Source organism: Neobacillus pocheonensis (assembly GCF_050477905.1).
GTDB classification, from domain to species: domain Bacteria; phylum Bacillota; class Bacilli; order Bacillales; family Cytobacillaceae; genus Neobacillus; species Neobacillus pocheonensis_A.
Genome location: NZ_JBCNAD010000012.1, coordinates 41,998 through 59,627 on the forward strand (window position 1 = coordinate 41,998; position 17,630 = coordinate 59,627).

19 protein-coding genes are annotated in these 17,630 nt (G+C 37.5%); 14 read left to right on the forward strand and 5 right to left on the reverse strand.

Going from position 1 to position 17,630, the window contains the following annotated elements; genetic code table 11:
* The first annotated feature begins 213 nt into the window (after positions 1-213).
* Positions 214-1,563: a GntP family permease gene (locus ABES02_RS06870; protein ID WP_430132464.1), complete on the forward strand. Its 1,350-nt coding sequence runs from the start codon at positions 214-216 to the stop codon at positions 1,561-1,563.
* Positions 1,564-1,622: 59 nt separating this feature from the next.
* Here the strand turns inward: ABES02_RS06870 and ABES02_RS06875 are convergent, their stop codons facing one another.
* A complete protein-coding gene (locus ABES02_RS06875) occupies positions 1,623-2,468 on the reverse strand; it encodes a MurR/RpiR family transcriptional regulator (RefSeq protein WP_430132465.1) in 846 nt (281 codons plus the stop codon).
* A 128-nt stretch (positions 2,469-2,596) separates the two neighbouring features.
* On the opposite strand from ABES02_RS06875, the gene gntK reads away from it, so the two are divergent.
* Both gntK and ABES02_RS06885 read left to right on the forward strand, forming a co-directional pair.
* Positions 2,597-4,138, forward strand: a complete 1,542-nt coding sequence (gntK, locus tag ABES02_RS06880; protein WP_430132467.1) for a gluconokinase — start codon at positions 2,597-2,599, stop codon at positions 4,136-4,138.
* A gap of 167 nt (positions 4,139-4,305) precedes the next feature.
* Positions 4,306-5,340, forward strand: a complete 1,035-nt coding sequence (locus ABES02_RS06885) for a diguanylate cyclase domain-containing protein (protein WP_430132469.1) — start codon at positions 4,306-4,308, stop codon at positions 5,338-5,340.
* Between the two features lie 38 nt (positions 5,341-5,378).
* Here ABES02_RS06885 and ABES02_RS06890 read toward each other — a convergent pair whose 3' ends face one another.
* The 3 genes from ABES02_RS06890 to ABES02_RS06900 all read right to left on the reverse strand — a co-directional run bounded on the left by ABES02_RS06890 (position 5,379) and on the right by ABES02_RS06900 (position 8,215).
* The gene (locus tag ABES02_RS06890) at positions 5,379-5,657 is read right to left on the reverse strand and encodes a hypothetical protein (protein WP_430132471.1); all 279 of its coding nucleotides are present in this window, start codon (positions 5,655-5,657) and stop codon (positions 5,379-5,381) included.
* A 12-nt stretch (positions 5,658-5,669) separates the two neighbouring features.
* Entirely contained in the window at positions 5,670-6,950 is a 1,281-nt protein-coding gene (locus ABES02_RS06895) for an ArsB/NhaD family transporter (protein WP_430132473.1), read from the reverse strand.
* A 158-nt stretch (positions 6,951-7,108) separates the two neighbouring features.
* Positions 7,109-8,215 (reverse strand): metallophosphoesterase, encoded by a 1,107-nt coding sequence (locus ABES02_RS06900; protein ID WP_430132475.1) that lies wholly within the window; start codon positions 8,213-8,215, stop codon positions 7,109-7,111.
* Between the two features lie 198 nt (positions 8,216-8,413).
* On the opposite strand from ABES02_RS06900, the gene ABES02_RS06905 reads away from it, so the two are divergent.
* The 6 genes from ABES02_RS06905 to ABES02_RS06930 all read left to right on the forward strand — a co-directional run bounded on the left by ABES02_RS06905 (position 8,414) and on the right by ABES02_RS06930 (position 12,184).
* Positions 8,414-8,734 carry a hypothetical protein gene (locus ABES02_RS06905; protein ID WP_430132477.1) on the forward strand — a complete coding sequence of 107 codons (321 nt, stop codon included), beginning with the start codon at positions 8,414-8,416 and terminating at the stop codon, positions 8,732-8,734.
* Between the two features lie 170 nt (positions 8,735-8,904).
* Entirely contained in the window at positions 8,905-9,555 is a 651-nt protein-coding gene (locus ABES02_RS06910) for a hypothetical protein (RefSeq protein ID WP_430132479.1), read from the forward strand.
* Between the two features lie 15 nt (positions 9,556-9,570).
* Positions 9,571-9,801 (forward strand): 4Fe-4S binding protein, encoded by a 231-nt coding sequence (locus ABES02_RS06915; RefSeq protein ID WP_430132481.1) that lies wholly within the window; start codon positions 9,571-9,573, stop codon positions 9,799-9,801.
* 18 nt (positions 9,802-9,819) lie between these two features.
* On the forward strand, positions 9,820-10,884 hold the full coding sequence (locus ABES02_RS06920; RefSeq protein WP_430132483.1) for a 3-methyl-2-oxobutanoate dehydrogenase subunit VorB: 1,065 nt from the start codon (positions 9,820-9,822) through the stop codon (positions 10,882-10,884).
* Entirely contained in the window at positions 10,881-11,633 is a 753-nt protein-coding gene (locus ABES02_RS06925; protein ID WP_430132485.1) for a thiamine pyrophosphate-dependent enzyme, read from the forward strand. The genes ABES02_RS06920 and ABES02_RS06925 overlap by 4 nt, the downstream gene beginning before the upstream one ends.
* A 2-nt stretch (positions 11,634-11,635) precedes the next feature.
* On the forward strand, positions 11,636-12,184 hold the full coding sequence (locus ABES02_RS06930; protein WP_430132487.1) for a 2-oxoacid:acceptor oxidoreductase family protein: 549 nt from the start codon (positions 11,636-11,638) through the stop codon (positions 12,182-12,184).
* A gap of 18 nt (positions 12,185-12,202) precedes the next feature.
* Here ABES02_RS06930 and ABES02_RS06935 read toward each other — a convergent pair whose 3' ends face one another.
* Entirely contained in the window at positions 12,203-14,377 is a 2,175-nt protein-coding gene (locus ABES02_RS06935) for an MMPL family transporter (protein ID WP_430132489.1), read from the reverse strand.
* Between the two features lie 204 nt (positions 14,378-14,581).
* Here ABES02_RS06935 and ABES02_RS06940 point away from each other — a divergent pair, with 204 nt between their 5' ends.
* The 5 genes from ABES02_RS06940 (at position 14,582) to ABES02_RS06960 (ending at position 17,619) form a co-directional block, all read left to right on the forward strand.
* Positions 14,582-15,526 (forward strand): sugar-binding transcriptional regulator, encoded by a 945-nt coding sequence (locus tag ABES02_RS06940; RefSeq protein WP_430132491.1) that lies wholly within the window; start codon positions 14,582-14,584, stop codon positions 15,524-15,526.
* 182 nt (positions 15,527-15,708) lie between these two features.
* Complete coding sequence (deoC, locus tag ABES02_RS06945) at positions 15,709-16,383, forward strand: deoxyribose-phosphate aldolase (RefSeq protein WP_430132493.1); 675 nt, start codon at positions 15,709-15,711, stop codon at positions 16,381-16,383.
* A gap of 24 nt (positions 16,384-16,407) precedes the next feature.
* On the forward strand, positions 16,408-16,578 hold the full coding sequence (locus tag ABES02_RS06950; RefSeq protein ID WP_430132495.1) for a DUF1427 family protein: 171 nt from the start codon (positions 16,408-16,410) through the stop codon (positions 16,576-16,578).
* A 25-nt stretch (positions 16,579-16,603) separates the two neighbouring features.
* Positions 16,604-17,002, forward strand: a complete 399-nt coding sequence (locus ABES02_RS06955; protein ID WP_430132497.1) for a cytidine deaminase — start codon at positions 16,604-16,606, stop codon at positions 17,000-17,002.
* Between the two features lie 104 nt (positions 17,003-17,106).
* Entirely contained in the window at positions 17,107-17,619 is a 513-nt protein-coding gene (locus ABES02_RS06960) for a DUF3189 family protein (RefSeq protein WP_430132499.1), read from the forward strand.
* Positions 17,620-17,630 lie beyond the last annotated feature (11 nt).

Genomic DNA, 17,630 nt, shown 5'->3' on the forward strand with positions numbered 1-17,630 from the left:
AAGTTTATGAAATATTAAATAAAGAATAAAAAAAGAGTTACTGTTCAGATTAATGATAACAGTAACTCTTTTTATTTCCTAATATTTCATTAAATATTTTTTTAAAAAAAGTATTGCATAAAGAAATTTTTTTTCATATAATCAATTTACACATGAAAGTGCTTTCAGAAAATGTTTACAAATTGTTATAAAGAAATTTAGGGGGTCTCATTAATGTTATTAGTAATTGTTTTTGCCGCAATTGTCGCGCTTCTATTGTTAATTACAGTTGCAAAGTTAAATCCATTTGTGGCGCTTATTATTACCGCAATCGGAGTAGGGTTGGCAACGGGAATGCCTTTAATCGCTCCAGATCCAGAACACCCTGGTATTATTGATTCTATTAAAGCAGGAATGGGTAATACATTAGGTTTCCTTGCGATTGTCCTTGGACTTGGAACAATGCTTGGTAAAATGATGGCTGAATCTGGCGGTGCTGAACGAATTGCACAAACGCTGATTAACCGTTTTGGTCAAAAAAATGTCCACTGGGCAATGATGTTTGTTGGTTTTATCGTAGGTATTTCTGTATTCTTTCAGGTTGGATTTGTACTATTAATTCCATTAGCTTTTACGATTGCGCGTCAAACTGGAGTTTCATTAGTTAAAATCGGTGTACCTTTAGTAGCAGGTCTTTCAGTCGTACATGGATTAGTACCGCCACATCCAGCAGCAATGGCAGCAGTAGGAATTTTTAAAGCCGATGTTGGTAAAACTATCCTATATTCGATTATCGTAGGTCTACCAACTGCAATCCTTGCAGGTCCTGTATATGGAAGCTGGATTGGAAAACGTATCCATAAAGATGTTCCAAAAGAATTAGCAGAACAAATGGCAGCTCCAAAGGATTTAAAGGAATTACCAAGTTTTTTCAATACTATTTTTACAGTCCTTCTTCCTGTTATTCTAATGCTAATTGCATCTATAGCGGAAATCCAATTAGACAAAGCAAGCTTTGGCTATAAAGCACTTAAATTCTTGGGAGATCCAGTTGTTGCATTATTGATTGCAACTGTATTCTCATTCTTTAGCCTTGGTTTCGCTCGTGGTATGAACCGTGAAAAAATCTTGAAATTTACAAATGACTGTTTAGCGCCAACTGCTTCCATCATATTAGTTATTGGTGCAGGTGGAGCATTTAATAAAGTATTACTTGATTCTGGTATCGGAACATATATCGCTGACTTAGCAAAAGAATCGCATATGTCACCAATCCTTTTAGGTTGGGGAATCGCAGCGATGATTCGTGTGGCAACTGGATCAGCTACCGTATCGATGATGACAGCAGCAGGTATTGTTGCACCAATTGCAGCAGCTATGCCTGGTTCAAGTCCTGAACTTCTAGTATTAGCAACAGGTGCAGGCTCACTTATTCTTTCACACGTTAATGATGCAGGTTTCTGGATGTTCAAAGAATATTTCGGTATGTCTGTAAAAGAAACATTAATGACATGGACTGCACTTGAAACCATCATTGCAACAGCAGCATTAGTTTTTATTCTCATTCTGAATGTCTTTGTTTAATATGTAATATAAAAAAGATGAATCCGTTTATGGGTTCATCTTTTTGAGTTGAAAAATTATTAGATTCGCGTATCGGAAATAGCATCTCTAATTTTTTCGATGGCTGTCTTTGCTTTTTCCTTATTTAAAATCATTAAATTTACATATAGGGCATCAATGAGGCTTAACTGAGCAATTCTAGAAGCCAGTGCCTCTGAGCGATATTCTGTCTCGTCTGAACTTGTGTATAAGGCGACATCAACATTTTGGCTGATTGGCGACTTAGGGAAACTTGTTATACCTATCGTTTTGGCACCGCTTTCAATGGCGGTGTTTAAAATATTTGTAGAATCTTTATTTGTTCCAGAATGGGAAATGACCACAGCGACATCATTCTTCGTTAATTGTGATGCGGACATTAGCTGAAAATGAGAATCTGGAAACGCAAATACTTTTAACCCAGATCGAATAAACTTGTGATACGCATCCATTGCGATAACAGCAGAACCTCCAGTACCGTAAAGCTCCACTCTTTCGGCATTATGAAGCAGGTCAACTGCTTTTTGAAGAGAAACGCTGTCCAGGATTTGTAATGTATTTTCAAGGGTTCGAATATTGGATTTAAACACTTTTTCTGAAATGGTTTTGGCACTGTCGTGTTCTGTTATTTCCTCATGAATTTGCTTCATCGGTGTAATTATCTCTGATGCAAGCGCAATTTTCATGGCTTGATAGCCTTTAAAGCCAATTCGTTTACAAAAACGGAATACAGTGGCATCGGCAACATTTAAATCTTCGGCCACTTCATTGATGGTGCTATGGATAATTTTATCGGGGTAATCTAAAATATAATTGGCAATTTTCTTTTCTTTATCACTAAATCTTGCGTAATAAGAGCGAATTTTTCCGAGACAACTTTCTGTCATTTTGCGGATGTCCTTTCTAAATAAGTGGATACTATCAGTATAACATAATAATAGGCGTGGAAAAAAATTTCTTGCAAACGATTTCAATTTTAAAAAATATTAATTAGTGTGAAATTGGAGGAAGAATAATGAATGCAAAATATGTTATTGGCGTTGATATTGGGACGACCAGTACAAAATCGGTTCTGTTTGCGACGAATGGGACCGTCATAGCCACTCATGGAATTGAATATCCGTTATTTTCACCGACTCCTGCAACAGCAGAACAAGATCCTGAAGAAATTTTTCAAGCGGTGATCGATACCATAAAGACTGTTATCAAAAAAAGTGAGACTTCACCTAGTGATATCCTTTGTATTTCCTTTAGTTCTGCGATGCACAGTGTTATTGCAGTGGATGAATCCGGCAAACCAATTACGAGGTGTATAACATGGGCAGATAATAGAAGTGCAGAATGGGCAGAGAAATTATTAACTGAAATGAATGGACACGACATTTATCTTCGAACTGGTACTCCTATTCATCCCATGTCACCTCTATCAAAATTAGTTTGGTTAAAAGAAGATCAGGCTGAGATTTTTAATCGTACATATAAATTTATTTCTATTAAAGAATACGTTTTTTATAAACTGTTTAACCAATACGTAATTGATTATTCTATCGCTTCAGCTACAGGTATGTTTAATTTAACCACGTTACAATGGGATGAAGAAGCTCTGAAAGTTGCTGGGATTTCTAGTGATAAGCTATCCAAGCCTGTCTCCACTACCTTTAGCCTTAGCGGTTTGGATGAGAACTTTGCAGACGAAATGATGCTTCCTAAGTCCATTCCGTTTGTTGTCGGAGCAAGTGATGGTGTGTTATCAAATTTAGGCGTAAATGCCATCGATCCAGGTGTAGTGGCTGTTACTATTGGGACAAGCGGAGCAATCAGAACTGTTACAGATAAACCTGTTACTGATCCAAAGGGAAGAATTTTCTGCTATGCCCTAACGGAAAATCATTGGGTCATTGGTGGTCCTGTGAATAATGGGGGAATGTTATTTAGATGGGTCAGGGATCAACTTGGTTCTGCTGAAGTAGAAACTGCTAAACGTTTGGGAAAAGACCCATACGAAGTGTTAACCGAGATTGCTTCCTTAGTATCGCCTGGTTCTGACGGACTATTATTTCACCCTTATTTTGCCGGGGAACGTGCACCAATTTGGGACGCGAATGCCCGTGGTTCCTTTTTCGGTTTAGGGTTGCATCATAAAAAAGAACACTTAATCAGGGCTGTTTTAGAAGGAGTTATTCTTAACTTGTATACGGTTCTCCTTGCATTAGAAGAATTAATTGGGGAACCGAAAAGAATTCAGGCAACAGGAGGGTTTGCCCGCTCAGAGCTTTGGCGGCAAATGATGGCGGATATTTTTAATCAAGAGGTCAATATTCCTGAGAGCTTTGAAAGCTCTTGCCTAGGTGCTGCCCTTCTTGGTTTATACAGTTTAGGTGAAGTCGACTCATTAAATGTCGTTTCCGAAATGGTCGGGGCAACAAACCATCATGAGCCTATTCAGGAGAATGTACAGATCTATCAAGAAATAATCCCCATCTATATTCGACTCTCTCGTCTGTTAAAAGAAGAATATGCTAGCATATCTGCCTTTCAGAAAAAGTGGGTTAAATAAGAAAGCAAAAGCGGTTATCAACTTGATAGCCGTTTTTTATTGTATAATAATGGGATTGATTTCATTAAATTGTTATAAATGAAAAAAGTTTAAGAGATAATCAGTTATAAAATATAATTAAGATATTACGTAAATAAAGATATTTTACAAAAGGCGTGATAAAGAACTTGAACAACCATTCTCAAAATGATAAAAATATCGAAAATTTACAATTAAGAATAAAAGAACTGGAAGAAAGAGAAGCAGAACTGATTAAGCAACTTCGACTTAATTCATCCCTGCATTCAATGGTTTTGGATGCCTTGCCAATAAATATCTATTTAGAGGATTCTGAAGGAAAAACGATATTTGCCAATAAACAGGCATGTGAAATGAATGGAATGAAGTTAGAGGAGTTAATTGGTAAAACAGTCTTTGATTTTTTCCCCAAGAATATTGCTAAGATGAACCGTGATATAGATCTTGAAGTTTGGCGCAGACGGAGCATGGTTACAAACGAGTTAATGGCTGGATTTCAAGGGAAGGAATTTCATATGTTCAGCGGAAAAACGATTATTGAAGTCCCTGACTCCAATGAAGAATTTCTGCTGGGCTTCGGATTAGATATTACGGAATTAAAAAAAGCAGAAGAAAAGATTGCTCATATGGCGTATCATGATGCCTTAACTGGGCTGCCGAATCGCTGGTTTGTTAAATCTTTTCTTGAGAAGTTTCAAACTGGCAATAAGAACAACGAGGAAATGGCAGGGGTTATCCTCCTTGATTTAGATCATTTCAAAATCATAAATGACAGTTTAGGGCATCAAGCCGGCGATATCTTATTAAAGGCCGTTGCCCAAAGGTTAAGTGATTGCATTTGCGGAGAAGATATTCTTGCAAGGTTCGGAGGGGACGAATTCGTTCTTTTACTCCCAAATCTTGAATCCATGGAAAAAGTTTATGAAGTTAGTAAGTTTATTCTAAAGGTGATGAAAGAACCCTTTACAATTTGCGGTCAAAAATTTACCATCTCACCAAGTATCGGCATCAGCTTATATCCCCAACATGGTGAAGACATCAATGATCTCATAAAGCATTCTGATCTTGCAATGTATCATTCGAAAAGGAATGGAAGAAATTGTTATTCGTTGTATAATTCCAAAATGGATATAAAGTTATGCAGCATGAAAGACCATGAAAAAATTGAAACTCTTTGTAAATAATTTAAATAATCGGCTGCCACTTTCATGGCAGCCGATAGTTATACCCATTTCAATTCTTGCAAAAGTTGTTGCCGAAATAATTGAATGATAAATTCATTATAATAGTCTTTTCTCACGATGATCTGATATCTGTTATTAGGATGAATGTAATAATAAATATCTGAGATGACTTTATTTTCATCAAAATATTCACGAACTTTTTTGAGGTTATTCTTTAATTCACTATCAAACAGTGTAATGGAAATTTCAATATCTTCCCCGTTAGCCGTTTCTTTTATCTCAAGTTGTTTCTCGTCATATTTATACTCTACCATCATTCCAATTTCCCCCTAAATTAAATATCTAAGATAAATATAGACGGTACAAATTAAAATAGAAAGAATCATTAAGGGGAACGCGATAATCAGGAATTTACCGAACGTAATGGAATATCCTTCCTTCGCAGCAAGTCCGGCCACAATGACATTGGCACTCGCCCCAATTAAAGTTCCGTTACCTCCTAAACATGCCCCAAGTGATAGGCTCCACCACAATGGCTCTAAATTTTGAATTCCCAGATCTCCCATGTCCTTAATCATCGGAATCATTGTGGCTACAAATGGGATATTGTCAATAAAAGCAGAGGCAATTGCACTCACCCATAAAATTAATAAAGATGTGGACGTAACGTCCCCTCCAGTTAAATGAACCGAATAATCAGCTAATAACGATATTACTCCAGTCTCGATCAATCCAGAAACAAGGACGAACAATCCGATAAAGAAAAAGATGGTTGTCCATTCTACCTTTGAAAAGGCCTTATCTAGATAGCTTTCTCCTGTTAATAAAAGTAAAAGAAATGCACCTGCTAAAGCTACGGTAGCAGATTCAATATGGAACATCTGATGAAGGAAGAAACCCAAAATCGTTAGTATTAGAGCAAATAGAGACTTCTTTAAAAGACCTTTGTCCGTGATTTCTTCCTTTTCATCCAAGTCCATTAAATTCGCCCGTAATTCTGCAGAAGTTTTTAACTGTTTTCGATAAATAAAAGCCAAAATGCCTATATTGACAAATAATATAAAAAATGTAATTGCAGTAAGATTGTAAATAAATGCCATGAAGGTCAACTCCTTTACTGCACTTCCTATCATGATATTTGGCGGATCTCCGATAAGTGTTGAGGTTCCACCTATATTAGAGGCTATTACTTCAGTGATTAAGAAGGGAATCGGGTTCACCCGCAATTGTCTTGTAATACTGAATGTAACGGGCACCATCAATAGGACAGTCGTAACATTATCTAAAAAGGCCGAACCTAAAGCCGTAATAATCCCTAGGACAATCAGGATTTTAATGGGGTTTCCGTTTACCTTTTTTGCAGACCAAATCGCTATGTATTTAAAAAGCCCTGTTTCAGAGGTTATGGCGACAATAATCATCATTCCAGTTAGTAAACCAAGGGTATTAAAGTCAATATGGTGGAGGGCTTTTTCCTGCCCGACAATCCCAAGTATGACCATCATGATGGCGCCGGCCATTGCAATAATGGTGCGATGTATTTTTTCTGTAACGATGAAGGCATATGTAAAAAGAAATACGCCAATGGCGATGTAGGCTTGTGTTGACATGTTTAACCTCTTCTCCCAAATTATTTTACGGTGTCTAAAAAAATGCAAAAAGGAGCCCGATTTGACAGACTCCACCAAGATTTTACCGTATTTATTATTTACTTAATTTTATAAAAGTAAACCGGGGATGTAAAGCAAGACTTACTCTTTCCTGATTACTATAGGCCTAATTTTCTAATAAAATCCACCGTTTCTTGATGTTCGAATTTTATGATTCTAAATAAACGTTTATCAGTTTTTACAAGAGATCTCCCATTCTCATCACTAATAGCTTTAGTAGTGGAAGTTCCTTGTAATACTGTCCACTTTCCGGCTATTTTTCCGATTTTTAAATCGATAATTCCAAGACGGCTGCCGAAGGATCCGGCCATTACCACCGGCTTATTGTTTATCAAGCCCTTTGTCATATTAGTATTAGCGAGATTTTGAAAAATAGGACCTGGGAAAACACTATGAGAATGACCGGCAAGTACAGCATCAATTTCAGGAAATTTCGTTAAATAATAGACAGCGTTTTCAGTTTCAGAATTATAAGGCTCGCTGCTAATTCCTGTATGAGCAAGGGCAATAATGAGATCCGCTCCTTTAGCTTTCATCATCGGAATAAATTCCTTTGCAGCATCTATAATGGGTTTTGCATATACCTTTCCTTCTAAATTAGCTTTATCCCATTTCATGATTTGAGTTGGCATGAAGCCAATAACCCCAATCTTTAAGGTGTGCTTTGTTCCGCTTTGATCAACAACCTGCCTTTTTAAAATAATATAGGGTGTAAAATAGGGTTTATTTTTTTTAACGGAAAAAACGTTTGCATTTAATACAGGCATATTGGCCCCTTTAATAGCCGCATTCAAAAACTTTAGCCCATAATTAAACTCATGATTACCAATTGCGATAGCATCATAGCCTAAAGAATTGAAGGCCCTGTACACGGGGTGAGTTTTTCCATGATTTATTCCTCTTATCCTTGCCAGATACTCACCGAGTGGATTGCCTTTTAAATGGTCGCCGTCATCAAACAATAAGGAATTTTTAACCTCATTCCTTGCTTGATGTATGAGTGTAGCGGTTTTTACGAGACCGATGCGGTTATCCACTTTTGTTTGATAGTAATCATAATTGACCAAAGAAGAATGTAAATCAGTGGTTTCAAGGATACGCAAATCGATAATTCCTTGGTTCTCTGCTGCATATACATGGCGAGAGAAAGGAGTATAAAACAGGATGAGTGGGATTAGTAGAAAAGGAATCTTTTTCAAGAACATAAACTAAAACCTCCTACATAATCTTTCTAGAGTTATTATCCTCCTAAATATGTCATTGATACAATTATCAGTACGAGAAAGAAATGGACAGAAATTTGTCAAAAACATTTGAATAAAAAATGAATAAAACCGTTTTCACCTATTATGGAAGTGAAAATTCATTATAATGAAGCTATAAAAAGGTGGAGGTAAAACAAAATGAACATAACAACAATTATTGAATTAGAAAATCAAGAAGTTGAAAATATTACTGGCGCAAAATTAGTCTTTACACAAGAACAAATTGACGAAAACATTGTCGAAACATGTGTCGAATGTTTACAACTCGAAAATTCAGACGATAAAATTTCAACCGAAGAAGCAATGCAAAAAGTATTTGAACAATTACAGCAAAACGGAGTTATTCCAGCAAACGTTGAAGATTTTTCTTACGAAATGCCGTCATGTGAACGTTTAAAAAGAAAAACTGATAATGAGACAGATTTACCACAAAAGGTCATTCTTTCATTTATGTCTTAAAGAAGTTCTTCGGAGCTTCTTTTTACTATAAGTGTGACTTTGGTCAAAGCGTAAAGATCATTTACGCTTTATAATAAAAAGAGATTTTTGGGGAGTGTTACTTTGTAAACGCTTTCACTATTTGGAAGGAAGTGACTTTATCATTGATGCATACAGGGAGAATCACGATTTTGTCTGGTCACTTTGGAAGTGGAAAAACCGAAATTGCTATAAATTTAGCCTTAGTAGAAAGGCAGAAATATGAAAAAACAGCCATCAATGATTTAGATATAATTAATCCTTATTATCGCTCTCGGGATGTAGCAAGTATCTTTGAGCAGCATGATGTTGAATTAATTGCTCCCAAGAATCGACTAGCAACGGCGGATCTCCCCATCGTTTCTGGTGAGATTTATCGCGTCCTCCATGACAATCGGTACCGGTTAATCGTCGATTCTGGTGGTGATAAGGACGGGGCAACAGCATTAGGACAGTATTATCATGAATGGAAAGATTTACATCCAGAATTACTTTTTGTTTTAAATGGAAACAGGCCGTATGTTAGCACCTTGGATGGAGTATTGTACACAATTGAACAAATCGAAAAGGCATCTAGATTGAAGTTGAACGGAATTATTAATAATTCAAACCTTGGCAGCGAAACTACCATAACCGATATAAAAAAAGGAATGGAGTTAAGCAGTCAAGCGGCTGAAAGACTTGAAATTCCACTATTATATACAACCATTTCGTCCCATCTAAGAAGGGAAGCAAACGAATTTTCGCAGAATCATAAAGTCGTTTGGATTGAACGGTATATGAAATTGCCTTGGGAAGCTTGAAAGGGGAGAACAAGTATGGAAAAAAGAGTTGTTTTAAATGAAGACATTTGTAAATCGTGCAGCCTTTGCGTTGAAGTATGTCCGACGAATGTCATTTTTCTAGCAGACTATTTAAATGGAAAGGGTTATCGACCAGCAACTGTTACAGATCAGAATCATTGCATTAGCTGTGCAAAATGTGCTCAAGTTTGCCCAGATGCTGTCATCGCAGTCTATCGTCCTGTCAAGATTTTGCAAACTGTGTAACTGGAAGGAGTATTCAAAATGGGGAAAGTGTTGATGAAAGGAAATGAAGTAATTGCCGAAGCGGCAGTCCATGCCGGTTGTAAGTATTTTTTCGGCTATCCGATTACACCGCAAAGTGAGCTTGTTGCCTATATGGCAAGAAGGCTTCCTGAAGTAGGCGGTTTATTTTTGCAAGCAGAAAGTGAAGTAGCAGCCATCAATATGGTGTATGGTGCAGCGGGTACGGGTGTCAGAGTTATGACATCTTCCTCAAGCCCAGGTTTCAGTTTAAAGCAAGAAGGAATTTCGTACATGGTAGGTTCAGAGCTTCCAGCAGTTATTGTGAATGTTGTTCGCGGAGGTCCGGGACTCGGGAACATTCAGCCAGCCCAATCAGATTATTTCCAGGTAACAAAAGGCGGAGGGCACGGTGACTACAATATTCCAGTTTTAGCGCCAGCCAGTTTGCAGGAAATTGTTGATTTAACAAGAGATGCTTTTGATATTGCGGATCGTTACCGTACTCCTGTGATTTTGATGGGCGATGGAATGCTAGGTCAAATGATGGAGCCTGTTGAGTTTGGTGAACGTTCGGAAATACAGGAATATAACAAAGAGTGGGCGACAACTGGTACACGTGGTGACGGGGGACCCAAAATTATTACCTCGCTAGAGCTTGATGCAGATGGATTAGAAAAACGAAACTGGAATCTGCAACAAAAGTTTGCCGTAATCAAGAAGAATGAGGTTCGATATGAAACCTATCTCATAGAGGATGCCGAATTAATCATGGTTGCCTTCGGGACAGTCGCGAGGATTACGATGAATGCCATCAATAAAGCAAGAAATGCTGGCGTAAAAGTAGGTTTAATCAGGCCAATCACACTATGGCCGTTCCCTGAAAAGCCCTTCCTTGAAACAAGGGAAAGGGTTAAGACCTATATTTCGGTAGAGATGAGTGCAGGGCAAATGATTGAGGATGTTAGGCTAGCTGTAAATGGTCATGCGGAAGTGGATTTCTATGGCCGAACAGGCGGCATTGTACCAACACAAGAAGAAATTTATGAAAAAATCATGGCGGTTGCTAGAGGTGTATCAGTATGACAATGAAAACAGTGTTTAAAAAAACATGCGGGCTGACAGATAAGCCCACCCACTATTGTCCGGGCTGTACGCATGGCGTCATCCACCGTCTAGTCGGTGAAGTTTTAGAAGAGATGGATATTTTAGAGGAGACCGTCGGAGTTGCTTCTGTAGGTTGTTCCGTTTTATCCTACGAATATTTTAATTGTGATATGACACAGGCAGCACATGGGCGGGCACCTGCAGTCGCTACTGGAGTAAAGCGGGTGTTGCCTGACCGTTTTGTCTTTACCTATCAAGGTGACGGAGACCTTGCTTCTATTGGCATAAGTGAAGTCATTCATGCTGCAGCAAGAGGTGAAAATATTACCGTCATTTTCGTCAATAACGCCATTTATGGAATGACCGGCGGGCAGATGGCTCCGACGACTTTGATTGGCCAAAAGACTGCTACGACACCATTCGGCAGGGATATCAGCATTCAAGGTTCGCCGATTAAAGTTTGTGAAATGATTGCTACACTAGATGGTGCTGCCTATATTGAACGGGTTTCAACGCATGATATACCTCATATTTTAAAAGCGAAAAAAGCTATTCGAAAGGCATTTGAAACTCAGAAAAAAGGCCTTGGATTCTCCATGATCGAAATATTATCTACCTGCCCAACCAACTGGGGACTGGATCCAGCTGAATCCCTGGAGTGGGTAAAGGAAAATATGGTTCCCGTTTATCCTCTTGCTGTTTACAAAAACAAAGAGGGAGTGAAATAGCCATGCTTGAAGAGATTATTATTGCCGGTTTCGGAGGGCAGGGAGTGATGTCGATGGGGCAGCTCATCGCTTATGCTGGGATGCTGGAAGGTAAGGGGGTTTCCTGGCTTCCTTCCTATGGACCTGAACAACGCGGGGGAACGGCGAATTGTGCAGTTGTTGTGAGTGATGAACCAGTTGGTTCTCCGTTAGTTACGAGGCCATCAACTGCAATTGTTTTGAATAATCCGTCATTTGATAAATTTGAGCAGAAAGTCCGATCAGGAGGCTTACTCATTGTAAACTCATCATTGGTTACTCGTGTGTCAGACAGAGAAGACATAAAGATTATCGAAGTAACAGCAACTGACATGGCGAATGATCTTGGAAATTCTCGAGTTGCTAATATGATTTTATTAGGAGCATTTTTAGAAACATCAAAGATTGTTTCATCTGATTCAATTCTCGAATCTCTAAAAAAAGTTCTTTCTGCTGATAAGCATCATTTACTTGAAATCAATAAGCAGGCATTAGAAAAAGGTGCTTTGCTTGTAGGAATGAGAATTTCATAAACAAAAAAGCCAGTGCTGTCAGGCTGGCTTTTTTCGAGTTTCTATTTGGTTTTTGTTTTTTAATCCAAAGAACCACCAATTCCAGTCACCTAGCAGCTTCATTAAGGCGGGAACAAGAACCATCCTGACAATGGTGGCATCGATAAAAATGGCTGTTGCAATACCAACACCCAATTGCTTTATCGGCATGACACCTGTGAAGGCGAAAGCCCCTGTTACAACTATCATGATGGCCGCTGCAGAGGTAATAATCTTGCTTGTATAGGTTAAGCCATAGATAGTTGCTTCACTGTTATTCCCTGTTTGATGATAAAATTCTTGAATTCTTGAGATGAGAAAGACCTCATAGTCCATCGAAAGTCCAAAAACCAGGGTAAAAACAAATACTGGCAAAATTAAAGCAATATTTGCGGGTGTTACGCCTAAATGTCCCTGTTGGAATACCCAAACGACAATTCCAAATGTACAGCCAAGGCTTAAAATATTCATTAAAATGGCTTTTATTGGAATAAGGATAGAATGAAATGCTGCCATCAGAATCACAAGGGTAGATATAACAATTAATAGTAATCCATAGGGAGCCTTTTTATAAATCTCTGTAAAAATTTCCTGTTCAAGTTGAATCGAACCGCCAAAGGATGATTTTAAGCCTAAATCCTTAGATGACCATTCTTTAACCCAGTCTCTTGCTTTTGAAGAATGCTCTCCTGTTTTTAAATAAACCTCAAAAAGCATTTTGTTTCCTCTAATAAAGTAGTCCTTTATTGGAGCAACCTTTGATTTGTCACCGTATGTTAAAAATTGAAGAAGTTGGTCAGAATCCTTTATTTTTGTTGCTGAAAATGGTGAATTAACGGTAAAGACAAGTGGGTCTTCTTCTATACGATTTATTACCTTACCTATTTTGTTAAAATTGTTCTTATCAAGGATTTTTCCATTCGCTGTGAGAACAATCGTTACTTTTTTCTCGTCGCGTTTTTCCTTGGCAATAAATTGGTCTCTAAATGTCTCTAAAGCCACTCTTGAAGGGTATTTTGGCGGTAGTGAATCTGTCCCTGGTATGGTTAAGACCATTTGCTTTACAGGGATAAGGCCGGCAAGCAATATAGCAAGAGCTGTAATTGACATAAGAACAGGACGCCTCATTACAAATTTGGCAAACTTATACCATAAACTAGTTTGTTTTTCTGTGACCGGAAGGACACTTAATTTATTTACTTTTTTCCCTAATAAAGATAAGATTGCCGGGAGAAAGGTTAATGCGCACAGAGCTGATAAAAATACAACAGTCATACCACCCAAGGCGACATTTTGAAATATATCAATTTTAATAAACCAAAGGCCTGATAAACCAATAAACACGCAAAGTCCTGAGAAGATAATCGAACGGCCGGCAGTCTCCACAGTGATTTCTATTGCTTCTTGAGTAGGTTTCGTTTCGATTTCTTCTTTAAATCGGTTTATAAATAACAAGGCGAAATCAATGCTTAAAGCAAGACCAATCATCGGGATAATATTTAGAATAAAGATAGTTAAATCAGCACCATAGCTAAAAAAATAAACAGTTCCCATAGTAGTTAAGATGGAAACCACCCCAATAACAAGCGGAAGAGATGCAGCCACAAGACTGCCAAACGCTAGGATAAGGACAATTAGGGCAATCGGCAAGCCAATCATTTCTGCTTTAGCAAGATCTTCTTGGCTAGCGGCATTTAAATCTTGGACAATGACGGGCTCACCGGTTATGGTAACTTTTAGGCCACTTTTATTTTTTAGTAATTTTTTTAATTCATCAATTTCATTTCCAAGGCTTTCCGATTGTTTATTAAATGTAAGAAGCCCATAGGCATAGCTCCCCTTTAGCATCCCCTCATGGTCAAAAGGAGTAGTTATCTTGTGTGCTCCATCAAAATTTCTCAATTCTTGAAATGTATTTCGAATAAAACTATGGAATTTAACTTCACTTATTTGTTTTTCTTTTTCAAAAACCATGATAATCGAGGACTTTGACTGCCCAAAATCCTGCTCTAAAACCCTTCTTGTTTCATTATACTCCCCTTTATATTCAAAGCCGTTTCCACTTAATACTGATGGCAGTTGTAATGCGAAAAAGCCAAAGAAGATAATGACAGCTATCCAAAGTCCTAAAATCCATTTTCTCCTTCGATATATGTATCTTCCAAATTTTTTCAATGTATCACTCCCCCATCCAAAGGAAAACAGTTAGTCAATAAATTTTCCCCCTATTTCAAAGTGAAAATTCATTGTTATTTTTAACGCACCTGTTGTTAATAATTAAAATATGTTCATGTTAATTTTTACAAATGTAAAATTATTTATGATTCGACGATTTTTTTGTTACAATAAAGAAAATATCTTATGTTTTAGGTGGGACCTATGGATAGAGAAAAATTAAGTAAGGTGATTGAGGCAGCCAAGTTATACTATTTACTGGATTATAATCAAAATGAAATAGCCAAGGTTTTAGGGGTTTCTCGCCCGACCGTTTCCCGGTTATTACAGCAAGCAAAAAGTGATGGTATCGTTCAAATCAGCATCATGGACCCTACAGAAAATGTTGAAAATTTGTCAGAACAATTAGAGAAAAAATTCAATTTAAAAAAAGCCATTGTCGCTTCAATTCCGCAATTTGAAAACCATATTGTTAAAAACTATCTTGGCGAAAAAACCGCACAATTTCTCGATGAAATTGTGAAGGATGATGACATTATCGGTGTAACATGGGGAACAACCCTTTACCATATCGCCATCGAACTGAAACAGAAATTTGTTAAAGATGTAAAAGTGGTCCAGCTTAAGGGCGGGGTCAGCCATGCAGAGACTAATACGTATGCCTCAGAAATTTTATATCTTTTTGGCAAAGCCTATAATACGACCCCACATAATCTTCCACTTCCTGCTATTGTGGATCATGTGGTGGTAAAGCAGGCGATGGAGGCGGATCGGCATATCCGTAAAATCCTTGAGCTTGGCAGGCAGGCGAATATTGCCTTGTTTACAATTGGACCAATAAAAACGGACTCATTACTATTTCAGTTGGGTTATTTTACCGACAGTGACTTGGAATCACTGTATGGAACAGCTGTCGGTGATATTTGCTCTCGTTTCTTTGATAAAGATGGCAGAGTCTGCAACGAGAGTCTGAATGATAGAACCTTAGGCGTCAATTTGAATGATTTAAGGGCGAAGGAGTATTCCATACTAGTTGCTGGTGGTCCTAACAAAATTGACGGTATATACGGTGCTTTAAAAGGCGGCTATGCAAATGTTTTGATAACCGACCAATTTACCGCCCAATTCTTACTTGATAAAAAGGAATAAAAGCTCAAAAACAGCGTTCGCGCTGTTTTTTTTGTCTTTTGTGTGAACCATCGATAAATATTTTTACATTTGTTCATAAAAGTATTTACAAATGTTCAAAGTCTTTGTTATAGTTACAGTGTGATAATTAACCATGAATATTTAAATATAAATGTTTTTCAAATAGGGGAGGAAATCGAGTTATGACTAAAAATATTGTAAATATGATCGATCATACATTATTAAAAGCTGACGCTACTAAAGAAGAAATCATCAAATTATCAGAAGAAGCTAAAGAGTATACTTTTGCATCTGTATGTGTAAATCCTACATGGGTAAGTACGGCTGCTAAAATTCTTGCTGATAAACCTGAAGTGAAAGTCTGTACTGTTATTGGTTTCCCTCTTGGCGCTTCAACACCTGAAACAAAAGCGTTTGAAACTACAAATGCTATTGAAAATGGTGCAGATGAAATAGATATGGTCATTAATATTGCGGCTCTTAAAGATAAGCAAGATGATTTAGTGGAAAGAGATATTCGTGCGGTTGTAAATGCTGCTAAAGGAAAAGCTATAGTTAAAGTAATTATTGAAACATGTTTATTAACGAATGAGGAAAAAATAAGAGCATGTGAAATATCCGTTAAAGCTGGTGCAGACTTCGTTAAAACATCTACTGGTTTTTCAACAGGTGGCGCAACAGTTGAGGATATTCGCTTAATGCGTGAAACAGTTGGTCCTGAAATTGGTGTCAAAGCCTCCGGTGGAGTTCGCAGCCGTGAAGATGCACTGGCAATGATAGAAGCAGGAGCTACTCGTATTGGCGCAAGTTCTGGAGTTTCAATCGCTAAAGGTGAGCTTTCTTATAGTAATTACTAATAATTAATGTGAGGGTATAAAAATATGAGAGATGTTTTAATGGCGTTAATAGCTGGCTTAATTGTTGGAATGCTGTTTAAATTTTTAAAACTGCCATTACCTGCACCCCCAGTATTCTCCGCAGTCGTTGGTGTTTTCGGTGTTTACTTTGGAGGAATACTTTTGGACTGGGTATTGAAGGTAATTCAGCATTAAAATCCCACGGCGGAGCGTGAATATAATGGAAGAAAAAGATCTAATGATTGAAGCAAAAAAAGCAAGAGACTTTGCATATGTGCCATATTCCAACTTTAAAGTGGGAGCTGCTCTTTTAGCGAAAGATGGAAAAGTGTACCATGGCTGTAACATTGAAAATGCCGCATACGGAATGACAAACTGCGCGGAGCGAACAGCTTTGTTTAAAGCATATTCAGAAGGCATTACCCAGTTTGATTCGCTTGTAGTTGTTGCTGATACAGAGAGACCTGTCCCACCGTGCGGAGCTTGTCGTCAAGTTATTTCGGAGCTTTGTGATTCAGAGATGGAAGTAGTTCTTACAAATTTAAAGGGCGATGTCCAAAGAATTCTTGTTAAAGATCTTCTTCCTGGTGCTTTTTCGCCAAAGGATTTAAATAAATAATTTTGCTCAAGAAGCTTTTAGGATTATCTAAAGGCTTCTTTTTTTGGTTAATCTTTCAATAATCATCCATAATAAAAATAGACAAAAGAATAAAGGATGATACCATGATTTATATTTACAATGATTATGGTGGGACACATACAACTTCTATGGCAGCGGCCTATCACTTAAAACAATTACCGCAATCAGAACGGAAATTGTCGACGGAAGAAATCTTAAATGTGAAATATTTTAATAAATTAACGAAACAGGACTTTGGCAAGCTTATTTTTCACGGAGTTGATGATGAAGGCCATTCTGTGTATACAATTGGACGGAAAAGGAATAAATATGTAGTTCCGGCTTTAAAAGAAATGAGTTTATTGCTGCAAGAAAAATTTAAATTTGATGAAAAAATTGTGTTTTCAAATACGTCCCCAACTGTCCCATTTTTAATGTCTATGGGAGGATTTTTTTCGAGAGGGTTAAAAATTGATGTAATTGGTGTGCCACTTTTAGTGAAAGGGGCGAAAAGATGCTGTGATAATATATATCGCTTAGTGGAAAATACAAAGGAAGTGGGGAGGACAACGTTTGCAGAAAATGTAATCGTATTAGAAAATGAAATGTACAAGTAAGAAGATAGGGT

Coding starts and splice junctions, on each gene's coding strand:
- ABES02_RS06870 (WP_430132464.1), top strand. CDS start 214: ATGTTATTAGTAATTGTTTTTGCCGCAATTGTCGCGCTTCTATTGTTA.
- ABES02_RS06875 (WP_430132465.1), bottom strand. CDS start 2,468: ATGACAGAAAGTTGTCTCGGAAAAATTCGCTCTTATTACGCAAGATTT.
- gntK (WP_430132467.1), top strand. CDS start 2,597: ATGAATGCAAAATATGTTATTGGCGTTGATATTGGGACGACCAGTACA.
- ABES02_RS06890 (WP_430132471.1), bottom strand. CDS start 5,657: ATGATGGTAGAGTATAAATATGACGAGAAACAACTTGAGATAAAAGAA.
- ABES02_RS06895 (WP_430132473.1), bottom strand. CDS start 6,950: ATGTCAACACAAGCCTACATCGCCATTGGCGTATTTCTTTTTACATAT.
- ABES02_RS06900 (WP_430132475.1), bottom strand. CDS start 8,215: ATGTTCTTGAAAAAGATTCCTTTTCTACTAATCCCACTCATCCTGTTT.
- ABES02_RS06905 (WP_430132477.1), top strand. CDS start 8,414: ATGAACATAACAACAATTATTGAATTAGAAAATCAAGAAGTTGAAAAT.
- ABES02_RS06915 (WP_430132481.1), top strand. CDS start 9,571: ATGGAAAAAAGAGTTGTTTTAAATGAAGACATTTGTAAATCGTGCAGC.
- ABES02_RS06920 (WP_430132483.1), top strand. CDS start 9,820: ATGGGGAAAGTGTTGATGAAAGGAAATGAAGTAATTGCCGAAGCGGCA.
- ABES02_RS06925 (WP_430132485.1), top strand. CDS start 10,881: ATGACAATGAAAACAGTGTTTAAAAAAACATGCGGGCTGACAGATAAG.
- ABES02_RS06930 (WP_430132487.1), top strand. CDS start 11,636: ATGCTTGAAGAGATTATTATTGCCGGTTTCGGAGGGCAGGGAGTGATG.
- ABES02_RS06940 (WP_430132491.1), top strand. CDS start 14,582: ATGGATAGAGAAAAATTAAGTAAGGTGATTGAGGCAGCCAAGTTATAC.
- deoC (WP_430132493.1), top strand. CDS start 15,709: ATGACTAAAAATATTGTAAATATGATCGATCATACATTATTAAAAGCT.
- ABES02_RS06950 (WP_430132495.1), top strand. CDS start 16,408: ATGAGAGATGTTTTAATGGCGTTAATAGCTGGCTTAATTGTTGGAATG.
- ABES02_RS06955 (WP_430132497.1), top strand. CDS start 16,604: ATGGAAGAAAAAGATCTAATGATTGAAGCAAAAAAAGCAAGAGACTTT.
- ABES02_RS06960 (WP_430132499.1), top strand. CDS start 17,107: ATGATTTATATTTACAATGATTATGGTGGGACACATACAACTTCTATG.